This is a genomic window from Parapedobacter sp. 2B3, assembly GCF_041925275.1.
GTDB lineage: Bacteria > Bacteroidota > Bacteroidia > Sphingobacteriales > Sphingobacteriaceae > Parapedobacter > Parapedobacter pyrenivorans_A.
This window is the reverse complement of the sequence record NZ_JBHEUZ010000003.1, coordinates 118,850-132,456: the sequence shown is the minus strand read 5'-3', so window position 1 is coordinate 132,456 and position 13,607 is coordinate 118,850. Positions and strand designations below refer to the sequence as shown.

Genomic DNA, 13,607 nt, shown 5'->3' with positions numbered 1-13,607 from the left:
TTAGTTCATGCGGATGGCTTAACGTTGGCCCGGCAGGTAAATCTGGAAACCGAGACCTACGTTGAGGCCACTTGCTTTCTCAGCTCCGGAAACGGTGGCCTTGCTGTAATTGTAACCCAACGTAGCTTCCAACGCCACACTTTGGGTAATGAAATGTGCATAGCCTACGTTAGCGCCCAATGCCAAGGTAGCACCCGATCCCAACGAACTCCCGGCAATGCCTACGTCCCCTTGTGCAAAGAACCGGCCCGAAGCGCTGGAACCTTGTGGGAAATAATAGCGGACGAACGGCGCTACGCCATAACCCCATACGGCATCGGCATCCGGTGCCGTATAAACCGACCCGGTCAGACCCAAACCAAGAGCTACCCCGTCCGAGATGAAATACCCTGCGCGGGGGTTAAGGCTTAAACTGAAACTTTCCCCCTCAAAACTGTACCCCAGGCTCCCTAAACTCCCACCTACGATCCAGTTCCCTTTTTGAACGGGAGTGATGCCTACATTGGCCGATGTCTGTGGCCTGTTGACCTCCTGTGCGGTTGCCGCGAATACGCCGGCTAGAAATAATGCTGAAAATAAAAATACACGTTTCATGGTCTTTCGTTTAATGTAACTAATTGTGATACATTGTTTTTTACTCGTTACGTAAATAACACAAAACGTGCCATATTGTTTAATAGCGCATGTAAACGGAGGTTAATTGTTGGTGGTCAGCCGGATAAATAGCGCTTCCAAGCTGTTGTCTGCGTATCTTTCCGCTCGCTCATCCATGGGGAAATCGGCCACGATCCGGCCTTCGTGGATGATGATGACATCGTCGCACACGGCGTCCACCTCCTGCATGATGTGGGTAGACAGCAACACGGTTTTCGTGCGGCCAAGGTCCCTGATCAGTGCGCGGATATCCTGCAGTTGGTTGGGGTCCAGCCCGGAGGTGGGCTCGTCGAGGATGAGGATGTCCGGATCGTGGAGGATTGCCTGCGCCAGTCCGACGCGCTGGCGGTATCCTTTTGATAATTGGTGGATTTTCTTGTGCTGTTCGGCGGCGAGTCCGGTAAGGGCGATTACTTCGGCTATCCGGGCCTGCCGGTTAGCAATGCGGTGCAAGCCTGCCACGAAGGCGAGCGCCTCACGTACGTACATATCGTGGTAAAGCGGATTGTCTTCGGGCAGGTAGCCGATATGGCGGCGCGCCGTGAGGCTGTCTTGTTGGATGTCTATGCCGTTTATGGCGACCTGCCCCGAGGTGGGGTCAAGGCTGCCGGAAAGGATCTTCATGGTGGTGGTCTTCCCAGCACCGTTGGGGCCGAGGAATCCCAATACACGTCCGGGCTGTGCTTCGAACGAAAGGCCTTTCAGGGCAGGGTGCTGGCCATAGCGTTTATGGAGCTCGGTTACTCGGATAGACATTGCCGGATCATTTGATGAAGGTGGACGTCAATTTATGGGCAGCGCGGTAGGTATGCAGTGCTTTGCCGGCTTCCCGGGGCCTATCCGTCGAAAGGATGTCGGCCCCGCCTTCCACCAAGCGGGTATACACCGTATCGCCCCGCGTAGCCGCTTGCTTGTCGATGTTACCGATGGTGCCCAATATACAGAGGATGCCGTGGTCGTGCAGCTGTTTGTATACCGCCGCGGGTACCGTGCTCGTTCCCACAAAGGCCACCAGCCGGTTGTCTGGAATGCTTCGGTCGTTGAGTCTGAGCAGGTCTTCGCGGGAACGGATGGAGGCCGAAATCATAAGGTCGGGTGCTAGCTGGTGTACCGTCTCCGCCTGGTCGGCATTGTAGGTGATCACGACGCTGTATGCCTGCGCTTGGTTGCGCCGTATGGCATCGATGACCATGGAGTAGGGTACGCCCCGCTTTACATCGATGGTGAAAACCACCTTGCCCGAACCCCATTTCAGGGCTTGGTCGAGGGTCGGGATGCGATAGGGGGTGGCCTTTCCGCCGGGGTCTTTCAGCCGTAGCTCCTTCAGGGCCGGAAAGGTCGAATCCACTACCTTCCCCGTACCGGAGGTGGTACGGTCGAGTGTCTCGTCGTGCATCAGTACGAGCACGGAGTCGGCGGTCATGCGGACGTCGCATTCGATGATGAGCGGCTGATAGCGATAACTGTTCTCGAATGTTTCCAAGGCATTTTCCGGAAACCCCGCTGCTGGGCCACCCCGGTGTGCACTGATCAAGGGGAAGCGGCGGTCGTTATAAGTCAGGAAACGATACAGTTCGTCGACCGAAGCCAGCCGGATGTCGCGCGCCACGTTCCTGTATTCGCCCGTACCCACATTGGCGGGTACACAGGCGGTGGCCAGGGCAATCAGTGCGAGAACCAGAAGCGGGAGTGGGCAACGAACCATAAAAGAGCCTGTTTTTGCAAGTAAAAACCGGATAAAGATAACGATTTGTAGCTAAAAATCACTTCGAGAGGCTAACCAGGTCATCCAGCCGTAGGGATAGCTGGTCGACGATGTGCGTGGCTTGCTGGTAGTGGGGTGTCCGTTCGGCTAGCTTAGCGGTAATATCGTCAAGCAGCGCTTTGCCCGTGAGCCCACCGAGGGCAGGCCGCGAAGCGATATCGGTCTGCATGAGCCGGCTCCACAAGGCTTTGGCGGGTAAGCAGAGGTAGATGGTTTTGCCGGTTTTGTTCATCCAGTCGATGTTGTCGAAATAACAGGGCGTGCCGCCGCCGGTGGCGACAATAGCGGGTTGATCGAGCGACAGGTTTTTGAGCATGCGGCTTTCCAATGTCCGGAAGGCGGTTTCGCCGTGTTGTGAAAAGTACGCGGGAATGGGCATACCCGCTTCGTTGGCGATTTCTTCGTCGAGATCGATGAACACCCGCCCGGTTTTGAGTGCGAGTTTGCGCCCCCAAGTAGTTTTTCCGCTCCCCATGAAGCCGATAAGGAAAATAGGTTTCGGTTTATTCATCGTGATAGGCTTTTGCAAAGTACCGGTTATCCAAACCGCTGAAATCGGGTAGGTTGTTGTAATGCCATTTATCGATAACCGTACCGTTGCGTAGCAGCAGCACACCGGGATTGGCGCGGACCATGCTTTTGAGGGGCACGGCATCGGCATAGAATATTTCGGTGAGTAGATTAAGCTCCCAGCTGATTTGCTCGGCTTGCTGCGTACCGCTGGCAGTGAGCAATATCGTGCGGATGTTGTACGCTTCGGTTACTTCGGTGACCAGTTCATTGATGCGGCGCAGCGCATCGAGGTCGGTCTTGTCCAGGTTCCATGCAACTACGACCATGCTGTAGTACGGGTTTTCGATCAGTTGATGGGTGAAGTCCTCGCCATTGGCATCACTGATCAGCAGGTCGGGGATGGGTACTTGGTACCCTTTTTTTACCAGCCTGCTCTCCGGGTCGCCGATGATTTCCCAGTTTTCGTCTTTCCAAAGCTCGTCAGCTAGGTAGACTTTGTCTGATACCTGTTTTTCCTCACCCGATGTTTTATGGCGTAGCGTGTAGATGATGTCATATTGATCGCCTACGGCACCTTCCGGCAGGGCCATCAATGCTGGAAGGTTATTGCCCTTTTTGTATGGTAGGAAGTCGATGAATGGCAGGTAGTTGACCGTATAGATACCGATACCGACCGATGCAATGACCAATACCGCGGTGAGGAATACCTGCATGCTTTTGCCGGTGATGAGGGGGCGGATGGCTTCGCGGTTGAAAAAGATAATCAATATCAACACCAATAACACAAGGTCTTTGCCAAACGACTGCCAGGGAGTGAGGGGGATGGCATCGCCGAAACAGCCGCACGACGTAACCACCTCAAAGAAGGCAGAATAAAAGGTGAGGAACGTGAAGAAAAGGATAAGCAACAGCAATCCCCATGCGACGGTACGCTTCCAGAAACCCAGTAAGAGCAATGCACCGAGCAGGATTTCCAATCCGCAGATGGCAATGGCCATCGTGGTGGCGTAATCGTTGAGGGAGTGGGTGCCGAATACATGGAAATATTCTTCGAGCTTATAGCCAAAACCGATCGGATCATTGGCCTTGATCAGTCCCGAAAAAATAAAAAGCAGTCCGGTGACCAGTCGTGCAAAGGCGAGCAGGTACATGTTCCGGGCGGGTAGGGGGGCTGGGGTATACATGGGCGGCTATTTACGATTTGCTATCGGCTATTCCAAGTTTGATCAGCGCAAAGACGGCATAATTGAGCATATCCTGGTAGTTGGCTTTCACCCCTTCGGAAGCTACGGTCTGCCCGTCATTGTCTTCAATCTGCTTTACGCGGTAGATTTTCGTGAGGATGAGGTCGGTGAGGGATGTGAGCCGCATGTCGCGCCACGCCTCGCCATAATCGTGGTTTTTGGCAAACATCAGTTCTTTGGTTTCGCGTACAGCCTGCCTATATTGTTGTTGAACGGCGTCGGGTGGTAGCTGTTCATTGATGCTCGTGCCCAATTGCAGTTGCAGGATACCGATAACGCAGTAGTTGACTATGCCGATGTATTCGTCGGTAGTCCCTTCACCCACTTTAGATACTTTTTTTTCCTCGAGGGTGCGGATGCGTTGCGCCTTGATGTATAGCTGGTCTGTAATGGAGGCTGGCCGCATGATGCGCCATGCCGTACCGTAGTCGGCCGTTTTCTTTGCGAATAGTTGCTGGCAATGCTCGATAATCCGGTCGTATTGTGCTGATGTATCCATGGTAGTGGCAAAGATAAAAGAATTTGCTGATTTGCCGATTGGATGATTGGATGATGTGACGAGGTGCCGATTGTTTATCAAATGAATTATAACTAAGTTTGTCATCAAACAACAAGATGAGATCATGAAGAAGACAATATTTCCGGCCGCTGCCGCGCTTTTAATACTGGCTGCTTGCAGGGGCGGCAATAGCGAAACTGTTGAGATCGACAGACTGCGTGACGAGGCCATCGCCGTCCATGACGAGATCATGCCCCAAATCAGTGCATTTGACCGAAATACGGTGAAAATCGACTCCCTTTTGTCGAGTTTGCCCGAGTTGAAAGCGGCAAATCCGGACATCGACACGGTGCAGGTACGTACCGACTTGACCGGCCTGAAAGACCGCCTTGATGAGGCAACTAACGCAATGATGGATTGGATGACCAATTTTGATGTTGATCCACAGGATAAATCGGCTGCCGAAATCAAGACCTATTATGAGAAAGAGGTCGAAAAGGTGAAGGAGATGAAGCAGCTGTTTGACGATGCATCCAAGGAAAGTGCAGAAAAGTTAGCACAATTTTAATGGGTATGCGTAGTAGCTTCTTATTGGTAGGCAGCTATGTGCTTAGTAGTGTGGTGGCCTGCCAGCAACCAACGGTGAAGACGTTGCCGATATTGGGGTCGCGCGAGCCGGTGACTGAAGTGGTGGATGGGCAGACCGTTACCGATACGGTATACCATACCATTGCCGATTTCCGGCTACTCAACCAGGACAGTGTTTTCATAGACAACCGTACGTTCGACAACGGCGTGTATATCGCCAATTTTTTCTTCACCCATTGCCCCAGTATCTGCCCCACGATGCAGCGCAACCTACTGAAAGTGTATGAGAAATACAAGGGCGACGAGCGGGTGCGTTTTCTTTCGCATAGCATCGATTTCCGCTATGACTCGCCCAGTGTGCTCAAAACCTATGCTGAAAAATTGGGTGTTACCAATGACCAATGGCAATTTGTAACCGGCAGCAAGGCAGAGATTTACGGCCTCTCTGATAGTTACATGGTCTATACCAAGGAAGATGCGGCTGTGCCCGGTGGCTACGACCATTCCGGCCATTTCCTGCTGGTAGACCAAAGCAGGCACATCCGCGGGGCCTATGATGGCACCGATGAAGTACAATTGGAGCTGCTCTTTGATGATTTGGCGACGCTGCTGAAAGAGACCCGAGATTGATGCGTAACCAGTGCTTGTATTTAAGCGCGGCATTACTGTCGGCGTATGTAGTGTTCCATTCGTGCCAGGGTGAGCAGGCCATCCGTAGGGCACAGTACACCGTAAACGGGCAGAAAGTGTACGCCGCCCATTGCCAAAATTGCCATGGGGCCCGGGGTGAAGGGCTTGGCAGCTTATACCCGCCGCTTACAGATAGTACCTTTCTGCTCAAACACCGCGACCAACTGGCGTGTGTGGTGAAGTATGGCTTAGCAGGCCCCGTGGAGGTAAACGGTATACCTTTCGATACCGGTATGCCTGCCAATCCGGCGCTTTCGCCTATTGAAATCGCTTACGTGCTTACGTATATCGGTAATTCGTTTGGCAATTCGATGGATATGTTTACACTGGAAGAGATCCAGGCGGGGCTCGCTGCGTGCCGGAGTGCCGGTGCTGAGGAAGAGTAAATTTCACATGACCAAGGCTTCGAATAAACGCTCTAAGGTCTCCGTTGCAGACTCGCACAACCCCGGATGTACGGGCGATGTTTGGATAACGGTACTTCGTTTGGCGGTGAGCCAGCGGAATCGTTCGGCCATCGGCAATGCGGCGATGGGCCCGCCCGCCTGGTCGCCGTTGCAGACCTGTTGAAATGCGCAAAGATAGGGCTCCAGCTCACCAACCGACATGGGCGGTTGAAACGCGTGTAACCTTGGCACATCCAGTACATAACGCATAGCCAACAGGTTCTGCCCACGACAATACAACACCACCCCGATATTGAGAAATTCTTCGCGCTCGACCTTGGGCACCAAGCGGATGATGGCGTACTCAAACAATTCTTTCCCGGGCATCTTTCGCTTCGTTAACAAAAACCTCCGATGCAGCCACGCGCATCGTTAAAAATTGCCGATACACTTCCCGCGCTGCCTCGGGCGATTGGCCATCTGCATCCGCTAGCCAAGCATCGGGTATCTGCTGTACGATGTGTTCAATTACAGGAAGTGTAAGTTTGTTTTTCAGTGTTTTATCCGCATCGTCAAGTGCGGAGGCCCGCGCGAGCAGCACGTGATCCTTTATCCGGACAAACGGCTTGATGGCCTGTGCCTCCCAATCATCCCAGGTATGGTGGAAGTAGAGGGAAGCGCCGTGATCGATAAGCCACAGGTCGTTGTGCCACATCAGCATATTGGTGTTTTTTGCTGTCCGATCCACATTGGTGAGCAGGCAATCCAGCCACACGATTTGGGAGGCGAGCAGCGCATCCGGTCGGGTCACCGCCGGATCGAATGTGATAGCACCCGATAGGTAGTGCAGCGCGAGGTTGAGACCGGTGCTGGCACGCAATAAATCTTGGATCTCTTCGTCCGGCTCTGTCCGGCCGAAGGCCTCATCGAGCTGGGCAAATACAATTTCAGGAACACGGAAGCCTAGGGCACGTGCGATTTCACCGCCCACTAATTCGGCAATGAGCGCCTTGCTCCCTTGCCCCGCACCCCGGAATTTGAGGGCGTATAGGAAACCGTCATCTGCCTCGGCGATGGCTGGCAATGATCCACCTTCCCGCAGGGGCGTCACGTAACGGGTTACCTGTACCGTTCGTAATGTTGAATGATCCACGTCCCAAACTTAGCTATTTTGCTTATATAAAGAGGGGTCAATTTGAAGATTGTTCGATCGGTAAATCGACTAATCGGCCCGCTCAGTGTAGTATTCTTCGCGTTCACCGCTGTGTACTTCAATAACCCCGGCTACGATGAGGTTTACGAGGATGCGCTGTGTACGTTTGCGCGACAGCTGGAGATGGTCGCATAGTTCGGTTAGGTATGACCGCGGGTGGGCGTGTACATAGGCAATCAGCGCTTTTTCGTTTTCGGTATAACTGAACTGCACACCCTCGGGGCGGCTACTTTGGTGCAGTACATCCACAACCACCTTACCGGCCAGGATACTCTTGTCTTTCACCCGCACATATACCCACCATTTTCCATGGTCGTCCAGGGCATAGTGCGGTTTCAGGTCGCTCTCCGTTATTTCGGCAATCAATACCAACTTGTCGTCAACGACAACTTCCGTGAAATGCGGTTCGATAGCAGGACGGCAATATCGTTGCCCCGCCTGTAGCAGCATGTATTTTTCTTCTTCCTCGCTTTTCACACCCCTAATCGTCCCATCGTCCGCCACACCCACCAGCAACTTGCCGCCCTTGGTGTTGGCAAAGGCCACCAGCGTCTTAGCGATTTTTCCACAGTTACTGATCCTGTTTTTGAAATCAAGCTGCTCGCCCTCGCCCTGGAATATCAATGTTTTGATGGTCACGTCTGTTTATCCGTTTATATCGTACTTGCTTGCTGTTTTGATGGTTGATGCCGGACATCCCGGATGTATGCCTCGTTGTGCATGATGGTGCAGGCGGGGGAGGCATTTTCCGATAACATATGTACTAAGGTAACCAGAAATTTTGAAAGACCGAAAATTTGTTGGGATAGCAAGGGATGGTTTTCCGCTAAAACATTATTTTAGCGCCATAAAATTGTTACGTAATGACCAACGAAAGCCTGACCAATTCCAAGAATGCTTGGTTGCTGGTTATTGTAGCCGCACTGGGCTACTTTGTGGATATCTATGATCTCGTTATTTTCTCCATCGTTCGGGTACAAAGTTTCCACGATATCGGTATCCCTGAGGCCGATATGCGGATGGACGGCGAGTATGTGCTGAATATGCAGATGGGCGGACTGTTGCTTGGCGGGCTACTGTGGGGCGTATTGGGCGATAAGGTAGGCCGCGTTAAGGTGCTCTTCGGGTCCATCCTGATGTATTCGGTTGCCAACATCGCAAATGGATTGGTACAGGATATCCACTCCTATGCGATTATCCGCTTCATTGCCGGGGTGGGGCTGGCTGGCGAGCTGGGGGCGGGTATTACGCTGGTGAGCGAGGCGATGGATAAGAGCAAGCGGGGATACGGAACGATGATTGTGGCGTCTGTGGGCGTGCTGGGAGCTATTGCGGCCTATTATGTTTCTGAGTTTTTCGATTGGCGCAATGCCTATTTCGTAGGTGGTGGCATGGGGCTGTTGTTGCTGATTTTGCGCGTAGGTACATTTGAATCGGGTATGTTCAAGAAAGTTTCGGCGAAGGCCGTTGAAAAAGGGAAGCTGAGTATGCTGTTTACGGATGCCAAGCGGCTCAAACGCTACCTATATTGCCTGCTCATCGGCTTACCGATCTGGTTTGTAGTGGGAATACTGATTACGCAAGCGCCCGAATTTGGGCGTGCATTGGGAGCCCCGGTAACCCTAAGTGCTGGCAAGGGAATCCTATTTACCTATTTGGGGCTCTCGTTGGGCGATATGGCCGCAGGTCTATTTGCCCAAATCACCAAATCACGTCGACTGGCCGTATTTATTTTCCAGCTGCTGATCATTGCATCGACGATATGGTACCTGAGCAGCGATGGCATCACCGAGGAACGCTTTCATTGGATCGCATTTTTCATGGGGATTGCCATCGGCTACTGGGCTACGTTCGTAACCATCGCATCGGAACAGTTCGGTACCAACCTCCGGGCCACCGTTACCACCACGGCGCCCAATTTCGTGCGCGGTGCGCTGATTCCCTCGACCTTTCTTTTCGAGTTTTTCGTAGGGCAAACGAACATCATCACCGCGGCTTACATCATGATTTTCTTGCTCACAGGTATCGCTATATTCGCCATCAGCCAATTGAAAGAGAGTTTTGACAGGGACCTGGATTTTGTCGAAGACTAGCGTTTAGGACACTTTTTGCAGCGTTTGCCGCGCTTGTATTTCTTGCAGCATTTTTTGAAATCGCAACCACATCCCTCATGGTAGGGATTCAATCCTTTAAAATGCTGCGGATCCGTAGCACTACAAGCCTCTTGGTAGGTGAAAAATGGACGCTCCTCGAACATGGCGGGGCAAAGGTATGGTTTATTTAGAAAAATTCCAATTAAGGTGCGCTGATTTTTGTGCCGGGAACCTTCTATTTGCAAGATGGCGGCAAGTTTCGTAACTTGTCGACATCCCGCATTGGAACGGGGTAACCAATTAACAGACGGATATGATCAATAAGGTAGTAACCGATGCCGAAGCAGCCATTGCGGGAATGACCGACGGAATGACGCTCATGCTGGGTGGGTTTGGTTTATGCGGCATTCCGGAAAACTGCATCCATGAAATTGCAAGGCGGGGGATTTCGGGGTTGACCTGTATTTCGAATAATGCAGGGGTGGATGATTTTGGAATCGGCCTATTGCTACGGAAACGGCAGGTACGGAAAATGATAGCCTCATACGTGGGCGAAAACGCGGAGTTTGAACGGCAGTTGCTCACCGGTGAGCTGGAGGTGGAGTTGGTACCTCAAGGTACACTGGCTACACGTTGCATGGCCGCCGGCTATGGGATGCCCGCGATTTTTACGCCTGCCGGGGTGGGTACCGAGGTGGCCGAAGGGAAGGAAGTGCGTAATTTCGGGGGAAAAGATTATCTGATGGAAATGGCCTTTGAAGCCGATTTTGCAATTGTGAAGGCTTGGAAAGGCGATACAGCGGGGAATTTAATGTACCGTATGACTGCCCGGAACTTTAATCCGATCATGGCCATGGCGGGTAAAATTACCATCGCCGAGGTAGAGGAGTTGGTGCCGGCGGGGGAACTGGATCCCGACCACATCCATACGCCGGGTATCTATGTGCACCGGATTTTCCAAGGGACGGGTTATGAAAAGCGCATTGAACAACGGACGGTGCAATCTTCACATCAATAGGTATGCTAGACAAGAACGGAATAGCGAAACGGATCGCAAAGGAAATAAAGGATGGATACTACGTGAATCTTGGGATCGGCATACCTACCTTGGTAGCGAACTATATACCCGAAACCATGCAGGTGGTCCTCCAATCCGAGAACGGTTTGCTGGGCATGGGCCCATTCCCCAAAGCGGGTGAAGAAGATGCAGATTTGATAAACGCCGGTAAACAAACCATCACCATGCTGCCGGGGTCGGCCATATTCGATTCGGCGATGAGTTTCGGCATGATCAGGGCGCAGAAGGTGGATCTGACCATTCTGGGGGCAATGGAGGTGTCAGAATACGGTGATATTGCCAGTTGGAAGATCCCCGGAAAACTTGTGAAGGGAATGGGTGGCGCGATGGACTTGGTGGCTTCGGCCAAAAATATCATTGTGGCGATGCAACAGACGAACAAAGCGGGCGAAAGCAAATTGCTTCCCGCCTGCAAACTTCCCCTTACCGGCGTACGATGCATCCGCAAAATAGTTACTGAAATGGCTGTTTTTGATGTCGATATCGAGCACGGTGGATTCTACTTGCGCGAGCGGGCCCCGGGAATGAGTGTGGAAGAGATCAGGAACGCAACAGCTGGTAAATTCATCGCCGAAGGAAACATCCCCGAAATGCAGTTATAAGCTGCGTGTGGCACAACCCGCCCGCTGCCGGAGGTCGGCCGATATCTCGTGGGTGATGGCAATGATGGGGCCGGGATCGTCGGCATTGTTGATGATAACGCGGTCGCACTGTTTGCGGAACGGCAGCAGGTATTCACGGTAGGCGGGCATCACATGGTGCATCCATTTATACCGAACGTCGTCGTCGTCGTAGCCCCGCTCGATGAGATCCCGTTTCAGCCGCCGCCGCAGGGCCACTTCTTCCTCGGCATGGAGGAATATCCGGTGGTTGAGTAAGGCGTTGATTTCCTCGTAATAAAAGATGAATAGTCCTTCAACGATGAGAATCGGTGCCGGCTTGGTTTCGATCATCTTCGGCTCCAGTGTCGGGTTGTTGAATGTGTATTCTTTGCGGTATACCGGTTGGCCTTCAAAAAGTAACCGGATGTCGTGGTAGAAAGCTGACCGGTCGATGGCTGTCGGCAAATCGAAATTATACAGCTTATTCTCTTCCTTCGTTTTGGTATTGGCGGGGATGTAGTAATCGTCTTGTGAGATGAGCGCTACTTCATCGGGTGCAAAGTGGTTGACAAACCCATTCAGGAAAAAAGTCTTCCCCGATCCACTGCTTCCGGCGATGCCGACCACGAATGGCGTACTAGTTTGGCTCATTGGGTGCACCGTATGCTATTTCCACCTGAAAGCGCCGATCCAAGACACCGATGAGCGAAGCAGCCGATTTAGAAATGACAATGATGGCATCCTTGGTGTCGGCGGTGTCGGCGAATTTACCGACGACTTTCGCAAATGTCGTACGCCGGGTCATGGGGTTGGTGATTTTAATCACCGTTCCCACCGGAGCTGTCTTGTGTAGCGCGAGCATGCTGCCGCCTTCTTGATTGAGGTCATCGATCCACACACCGACTCCCTTCTCGGTCATTTCCCGGATACCATACCTATTGGCGGGTATCTCCAATTCGGCTCCGTTGTCGGTAGCCATGTCGGTATCGTGTACGATGATTTCGTTGGCGGTAGGTGGGGGCGGGGGGAGCTCTTCGTGGGGTACTTTCAGGATGGTGCCTGCTTGTACGGATTCGCTCGTCAGTCCGTTTGCCCGTTTGATGCTTTCGATGGAGATGATAAAGCGTTTAGCGATGGTGAATAGCGTTTCGCCTTTGCCTACTTTATAGGCGGTATATTCATCCTCCGCTAATACCGGTACGGCTTCCGCCGGCTGCGAAACCGTGTCGTTAGCCGTCGTCGTATCGGGGGCGATGTCGACGGCTTCTTGTGGTATCCGTACCGTATCGCCTATTTTTAACGCCTTGTTATTGTTGGCCGCTATGATGTCTTTTACCGGAACTTGGTATCGCCGGCTTAATCCATAATAGGTCTCTTTGGCCTCCAGTTCATGGATGATGATTTTCCGGCCGTTTTTGTATTCAACCCCTACAGAATCAACCACAGATACTGCTGTCTTTGCAGACAGGCCGGTGTGGCCGATGAGGGTAGCCATTAAAAAGAAAAATGCGCGATATAGATGGGGGAGGTATGTACGTGTGATGCTCATGTTAAAATTCTGTTGCAATTATACTAAATACGATACAATTTCCCGTTTATTATCGCTGATTATGAAAACCTGCCGTTCGACCCCAAAGAATAATTCGGGCGTCATCTTCTCCAATCCCGTAAGGACCACCTGGTCTGCAACGATCGCCGGCCCGCTGGAGACAACCAATCGTACCTGGTAGGTCTCACCTGTTACTTCATGGAATGCCCACAGCTCCTTTGGTCCGATGGGGCAACGGAATAAATCCCCATATACCGAATAGGCAGTCAGGCATTCGGGTATACCATTTCCATACCGCTGGGGTAGGACAATCTCGGCGGCGGTTGGTTTACTGGCCGAATTGTTAAATTGTGTTAAATTTCCGGTATCGAGGTCGAGGTGTTGCTTGTAGCCGCTGGCGAAGTTACGGTGCCGCACCGTAAGCTGCCGGCGGCCTACCTGTACCAATACGTAGTTGAATTGCTCCCAAAGCAGGTCGCCCGTGTCGGCATCGATACATGCAATGCCTGCACCATCGGGGCTGTTCTGGCCAAATGCCTTGATCACCAATTTGCGGTCAGCGGTGCCTGCCAGTGCCCAGTTCCGGTCGCCATAGGGATTTTCATGGATAAGCGATATACCCGACTCGTAGTCGAATGCGGAAAACGATGGACGTCCCGTTTCTTGATCGCGCGTTTCGACAGCAAGCAAGCGGCCGTCCGTGTCGGCTTCAATACGCCATACCATGCCTAAA

General features: G+C 52.4%; 18 protein-coding genes. 6 read left to right on the top strand and 12 right to left on the bottom strand.

Annotated elements, in window-relative coordinates; genetic code table 11:
• Positions 1-18: 18 nt before the first annotated feature.
• From ACEVG1_RS05155 to ACEVG1_RS05130, 6 genes are all read right to left on the bottom strand, one after another.
• Positions 19-594 carry a hypothetical protein gene (locus ACEVG1_RS05155; RefSeq protein ID WP_374742500.1) on the bottom strand — a complete coding sequence of 192 codons (576 nt, stop codon included), beginning with the start codon at positions 592-594 and terminating at the stop codon, positions 19-21.
• A gap of 102 nt (positions 595-696) precedes the next feature.
• On the bottom strand, positions 697-1,410 hold the full coding sequence (locus ACEVG1_RS05150) for an ATP-binding cassette domain-containing protein (protein WP_374742499.1): 714 nt from the start codon (positions 1,408-1,410) through the stop codon (positions 697-699).
• Between the two features lie 7 nt (positions 1,411-1,417).
• Complete coding sequence (locus ACEVG1_RS05145; protein ID WP_374742498.1) at positions 1,418-2,359, bottom strand: glycerophosphodiester phosphodiesterase family protein; 942 nt, start codon at positions 2,357-2,359, stop codon at positions 1,418-1,420.
• A gap of 58 nt (positions 2,360-2,417) precedes the next feature.
• Complete coding sequence (locus tag ACEVG1_RS05140) at positions 2,418-2,930, bottom strand: shikimate kinase (RefSeq protein ID WP_374742497.1); 513 nt, start codon at positions 2,928-2,930, stop codon at positions 2,418-2,420.
• Positions 2,923-4,116 carry a BT_3928 family protein gene (locus tag ACEVG1_RS05135; RefSeq protein ID WP_374742496.1) on the bottom strand — a complete coding sequence of 398 codons (1,194 nt, stop codon included), beginning with the start codon at positions 4,114-4,116 and terminating at the stop codon, positions 2,923-2,925. The genes ACEVG1_RS05140 and ACEVG1_RS05135 overlap by 8 nt, the downstream gene beginning before the upstream one ends.
• 10 nt (positions 4,117-4,126) lie before the next feature.
• Positions 4,127-4,675, bottom strand: coding sequence for a DUF1599 domain-containing protein (locus tag ACEVG1_RS05130; RefSeq protein ID WP_374742495.1), 549 nt, complete (start codon positions 4,673-4,675; stop codon positions 4,127-4,129).
• A 124-nt stretch (positions 4,676-4,799) separates the two neighbouring features.
• On the opposite strand from ACEVG1_RS05130, the gene ACEVG1_RS05125 reads away from it, so the two are divergent.
• The 3 genes from ACEVG1_RS05125 to ACEVG1_RS05115 are packed head-to-tail and all read left to right on the top strand — an operon-like array spanning position 4,800 to position 6,339.
• Positions 4,800-5,243: a transposase gene (locus ACEVG1_RS05125; protein ID WP_374742494.1), complete on the top strand. Its 444-nt coding sequence runs from the start codon at positions 4,800-4,802 to the stop codon at positions 5,241-5,243.
• Between the two features lie 5 nt (positions 5,244-5,248).
• A complete protein-coding gene (locus tag ACEVG1_RS05120; protein ID WP_374742493.1) occupies positions 5,249-5,893 on the top strand; it encodes an SCO family protein in 645 nt (214 codons plus the stop codon).
• A complete protein-coding gene (locus ACEVG1_RS05115; protein WP_374742492.1) occupies positions 5,893-6,339 on the top strand; it encodes a cytochrome c in 447 nt (148 codons plus the stop codon). The genes ACEVG1_RS05120 and ACEVG1_RS05115 overlap by 1 nt, the downstream gene beginning before the upstream one ends.
• 3 nt (positions 6,340-6,342) lie before the next feature.
• Here the strand turns inward: ACEVG1_RS05115 and ACEVG1_RS05110 are convergent, their stop codons facing one another.
• From ACEVG1_RS05110 to ACEVG1_RS05100, 3 genes are all read right to left on the bottom strand, one after another.
• The gene (locus ACEVG1_RS05110) at positions 6,343-6,726 is read right to left on the bottom strand and encodes a DUF3037 domain-containing protein (protein ID WP_374742491.1); all 384 of its coding nucleotides are present in this window, start codon (positions 6,724-6,726) and stop codon (positions 6,343-6,345) included.
• Positions 6,704-7,492: a HipA family kinase gene (locus ACEVG1_RS05105; RefSeq protein ID WP_374742489.1), complete on the bottom strand. Its 789-nt coding sequence runs from the start codon at positions 7,490-7,492 to the stop codon at positions 6,704-6,706. Before ACEVG1_RS05105 ends, ACEVG1_RS05110 begins: the two co-directional genes overlap by 23 nt.
• A 69-nt stretch (positions 7,493-7,561) precedes the next feature.
• On the bottom strand, positions 7,562-8,191 hold the full coding sequence (locus ACEVG1_RS05100; RefSeq protein WP_374742488.1) for a helix-turn-helix domain-containing protein: 630 nt from the start codon (positions 8,189-8,191) through the stop codon (positions 7,562-7,564).
• Between the two features lie 224 nt (positions 8,192-8,415).
• On the opposite strand from ACEVG1_RS05100, the gene ACEVG1_RS05095 reads away from it, so the two are divergent.
• From ACEVG1_RS05095 to ACEVG1_RS05085, 3 genes are all read left to right on the top strand, one after another.
• Positions 8,416-9,645 (top strand): MFS transporter, encoded by a 1,230-nt coding sequence (locus ACEVG1_RS05095; protein ID WP_374742487.1) that lies wholly within the window; start codon positions 8,416-8,418, stop codon positions 9,643-9,645.
• A gap of 313 nt (positions 9,646-9,958) precedes the next feature.
• A complete protein-coding gene (locus ACEVG1_RS05090; RefSeq protein ID WP_374742486.1) occupies positions 9,959-10,663 on the top strand; it encodes a CoA transferase subunit A in 705 nt (234 codons plus the stop codon).
• 2 nt (positions 10,664-10,665) lie between these two features.
• Positions 10,666-11,325: a 3-oxoacid CoA-transferase subunit B gene (locus tag ACEVG1_RS05085; protein WP_374742485.1), complete on the top strand. Its 660-nt coding sequence runs from the start codon at positions 10,666-10,668 to the stop codon at positions 11,323-11,325.
• Here ACEVG1_RS05085 and ACEVG1_RS05080 read toward each other — a convergent pair.
• From ACEVG1_RS05080 to ACEVG1_RS05070, 3 genes are read right to left on the bottom strand one after another with little or no spacing between them, the layout of a single operon-like run.
• Positions 11,320-11,976, bottom strand: coding sequence for a uridine kinase (locus ACEVG1_RS05080; RefSeq protein WP_374742483.1), 657 nt, complete (start codon positions 11,974-11,976; stop codon positions 11,320-11,322). The genes ACEVG1_RS05085 and ACEVG1_RS05080 overlap by 6 nt on opposite strands.
• Positions 11,963-12,874 (bottom strand): LysM peptidoglycan-binding domain-containing protein, encoded by a 912-nt coding sequence (locus ACEVG1_RS05075; RefSeq protein WP_374742482.1) that lies wholly within the window; start codon positions 12,872-12,874, stop codon positions 11,963-11,965. The genes ACEVG1_RS05080 and ACEVG1_RS05075 overlap by 14 nt, the downstream gene beginning before the upstream one ends.
• 18 nt (positions 12,875-12,892) lie before the next feature.
• Positions 12,893-13,600, bottom strand: coding sequence for a DUF4905 domain-containing protein (locus tag ACEVG1_RS05070; RefSeq protein WP_374742481.1), 708 nt, complete (start codon positions 13,598-13,600; stop codon positions 12,893-12,895).
• Positions 13,601-13,607 lie beyond the last annotated feature (7 nt).

Coding starts and splice junctions, on each gene's coding strand:
- ACEVG1_RS05155 (WP_374742500.1), bottom strand. CDS start 594: ATGAAACGTGTATTTTTATTTTCAGCATTATTTCTAGCCGGCGTATTC.
- ACEVG1_RS05150 (WP_374742499.1), bottom strand. CDS start 1,410: ATGTCTATCCGAGTAACCGAGCTCCATAAACGCTATGGCCAGCACCCT.
- ACEVG1_RS05145 (WP_374742498.1), bottom strand. CDS start 2,359: ATGGTTCGTTGCCCACTCCCGCTTCTGGTTCTCGCACTGATTGCCCTG.
- ACEVG1_RS05140 (WP_374742497.1), bottom strand. CDS start 2,930: ATGAATAAACCGAAACCTATTTTCCTTATCGGCTTCATGGGGAGCGGA.
- ACEVG1_RS05135 (WP_374742496.1), bottom strand. CDS start 4,116: ATGTATACCCCAGCCCCCCTACCCGCCCGGAACATGTACCTGCTCGCC.
- ACEVG1_RS05130 (WP_374742495.1), bottom strand. CDS start 4,675: ATGGATACATCAGCACAATACGACCGGATTATCGAGCATTGCCAGCAA.
- ACEVG1_RS05125 (WP_374742494.1), top strand. CDS start 4,800: ATGAAGAAGACAATATTTCCGGCCGCTGCCGCGCTTTTAATACTGGCT.
- ACEVG1_RS05120 (WP_374742493.1), top strand. CDS start 5,249: ATGCGTAGTAGCTTCTTATTGGTAGGCAGCTATGTGCTTAGTAGTGTG.
- ACEVG1_RS05115 (WP_374742492.1), top strand. CDS start 5,893: ATGCGTAACCAGTGCTTGTATTTAAGCGCGGCATTACTGTCGGCGTAT.
- ACEVG1_RS05110 (WP_374742491.1), bottom strand. CDS start 6,726: ATGCCCGGGAAAGAATTGTTTGAGTACGCCATCATCCGCTTGGTGCCC.
- ACEVG1_RS05095 (WP_374742487.1), top strand. CDS start 8,416: ATGACCAACGAAAGCCTGACCAATTCCAAGAATGCTTGGTTGCTGGTT.
- ACEVG1_RS05090 (WP_374742486.1), top strand. CDS start 9,959: ATGATCAATAAGGTAGTAACCGATGCCGAAGCAGCCATTGCGGGAATG.
- ACEVG1_RS05085 (WP_374742485.1), top strand. CDS start 10,666: ATGCTAGACAAGAACGGAATAGCGAAACGGATCGCAAAGGAAATAAAG.
- ACEVG1_RS05080 (WP_374742483.1), bottom strand. CDS start 11,976: ATGAGCCAAACTAGTACGCCATTCGTGGTCGGCATCGCCGGAAGCAGT.
- ACEVG1_RS05075 (WP_374742482.1), bottom strand. CDS start 12,874: ATGAGCATCACACGTACATACCTCCCCCATCTATATCGCGCATTTTTC.
- ACEVG1_RS05070 (WP_374742481.1), bottom strand. CDS start 13,600: ATGGTATGGCGTATTGAAGCCGACACGGACGGCCGCTTGCTTGCTGTC.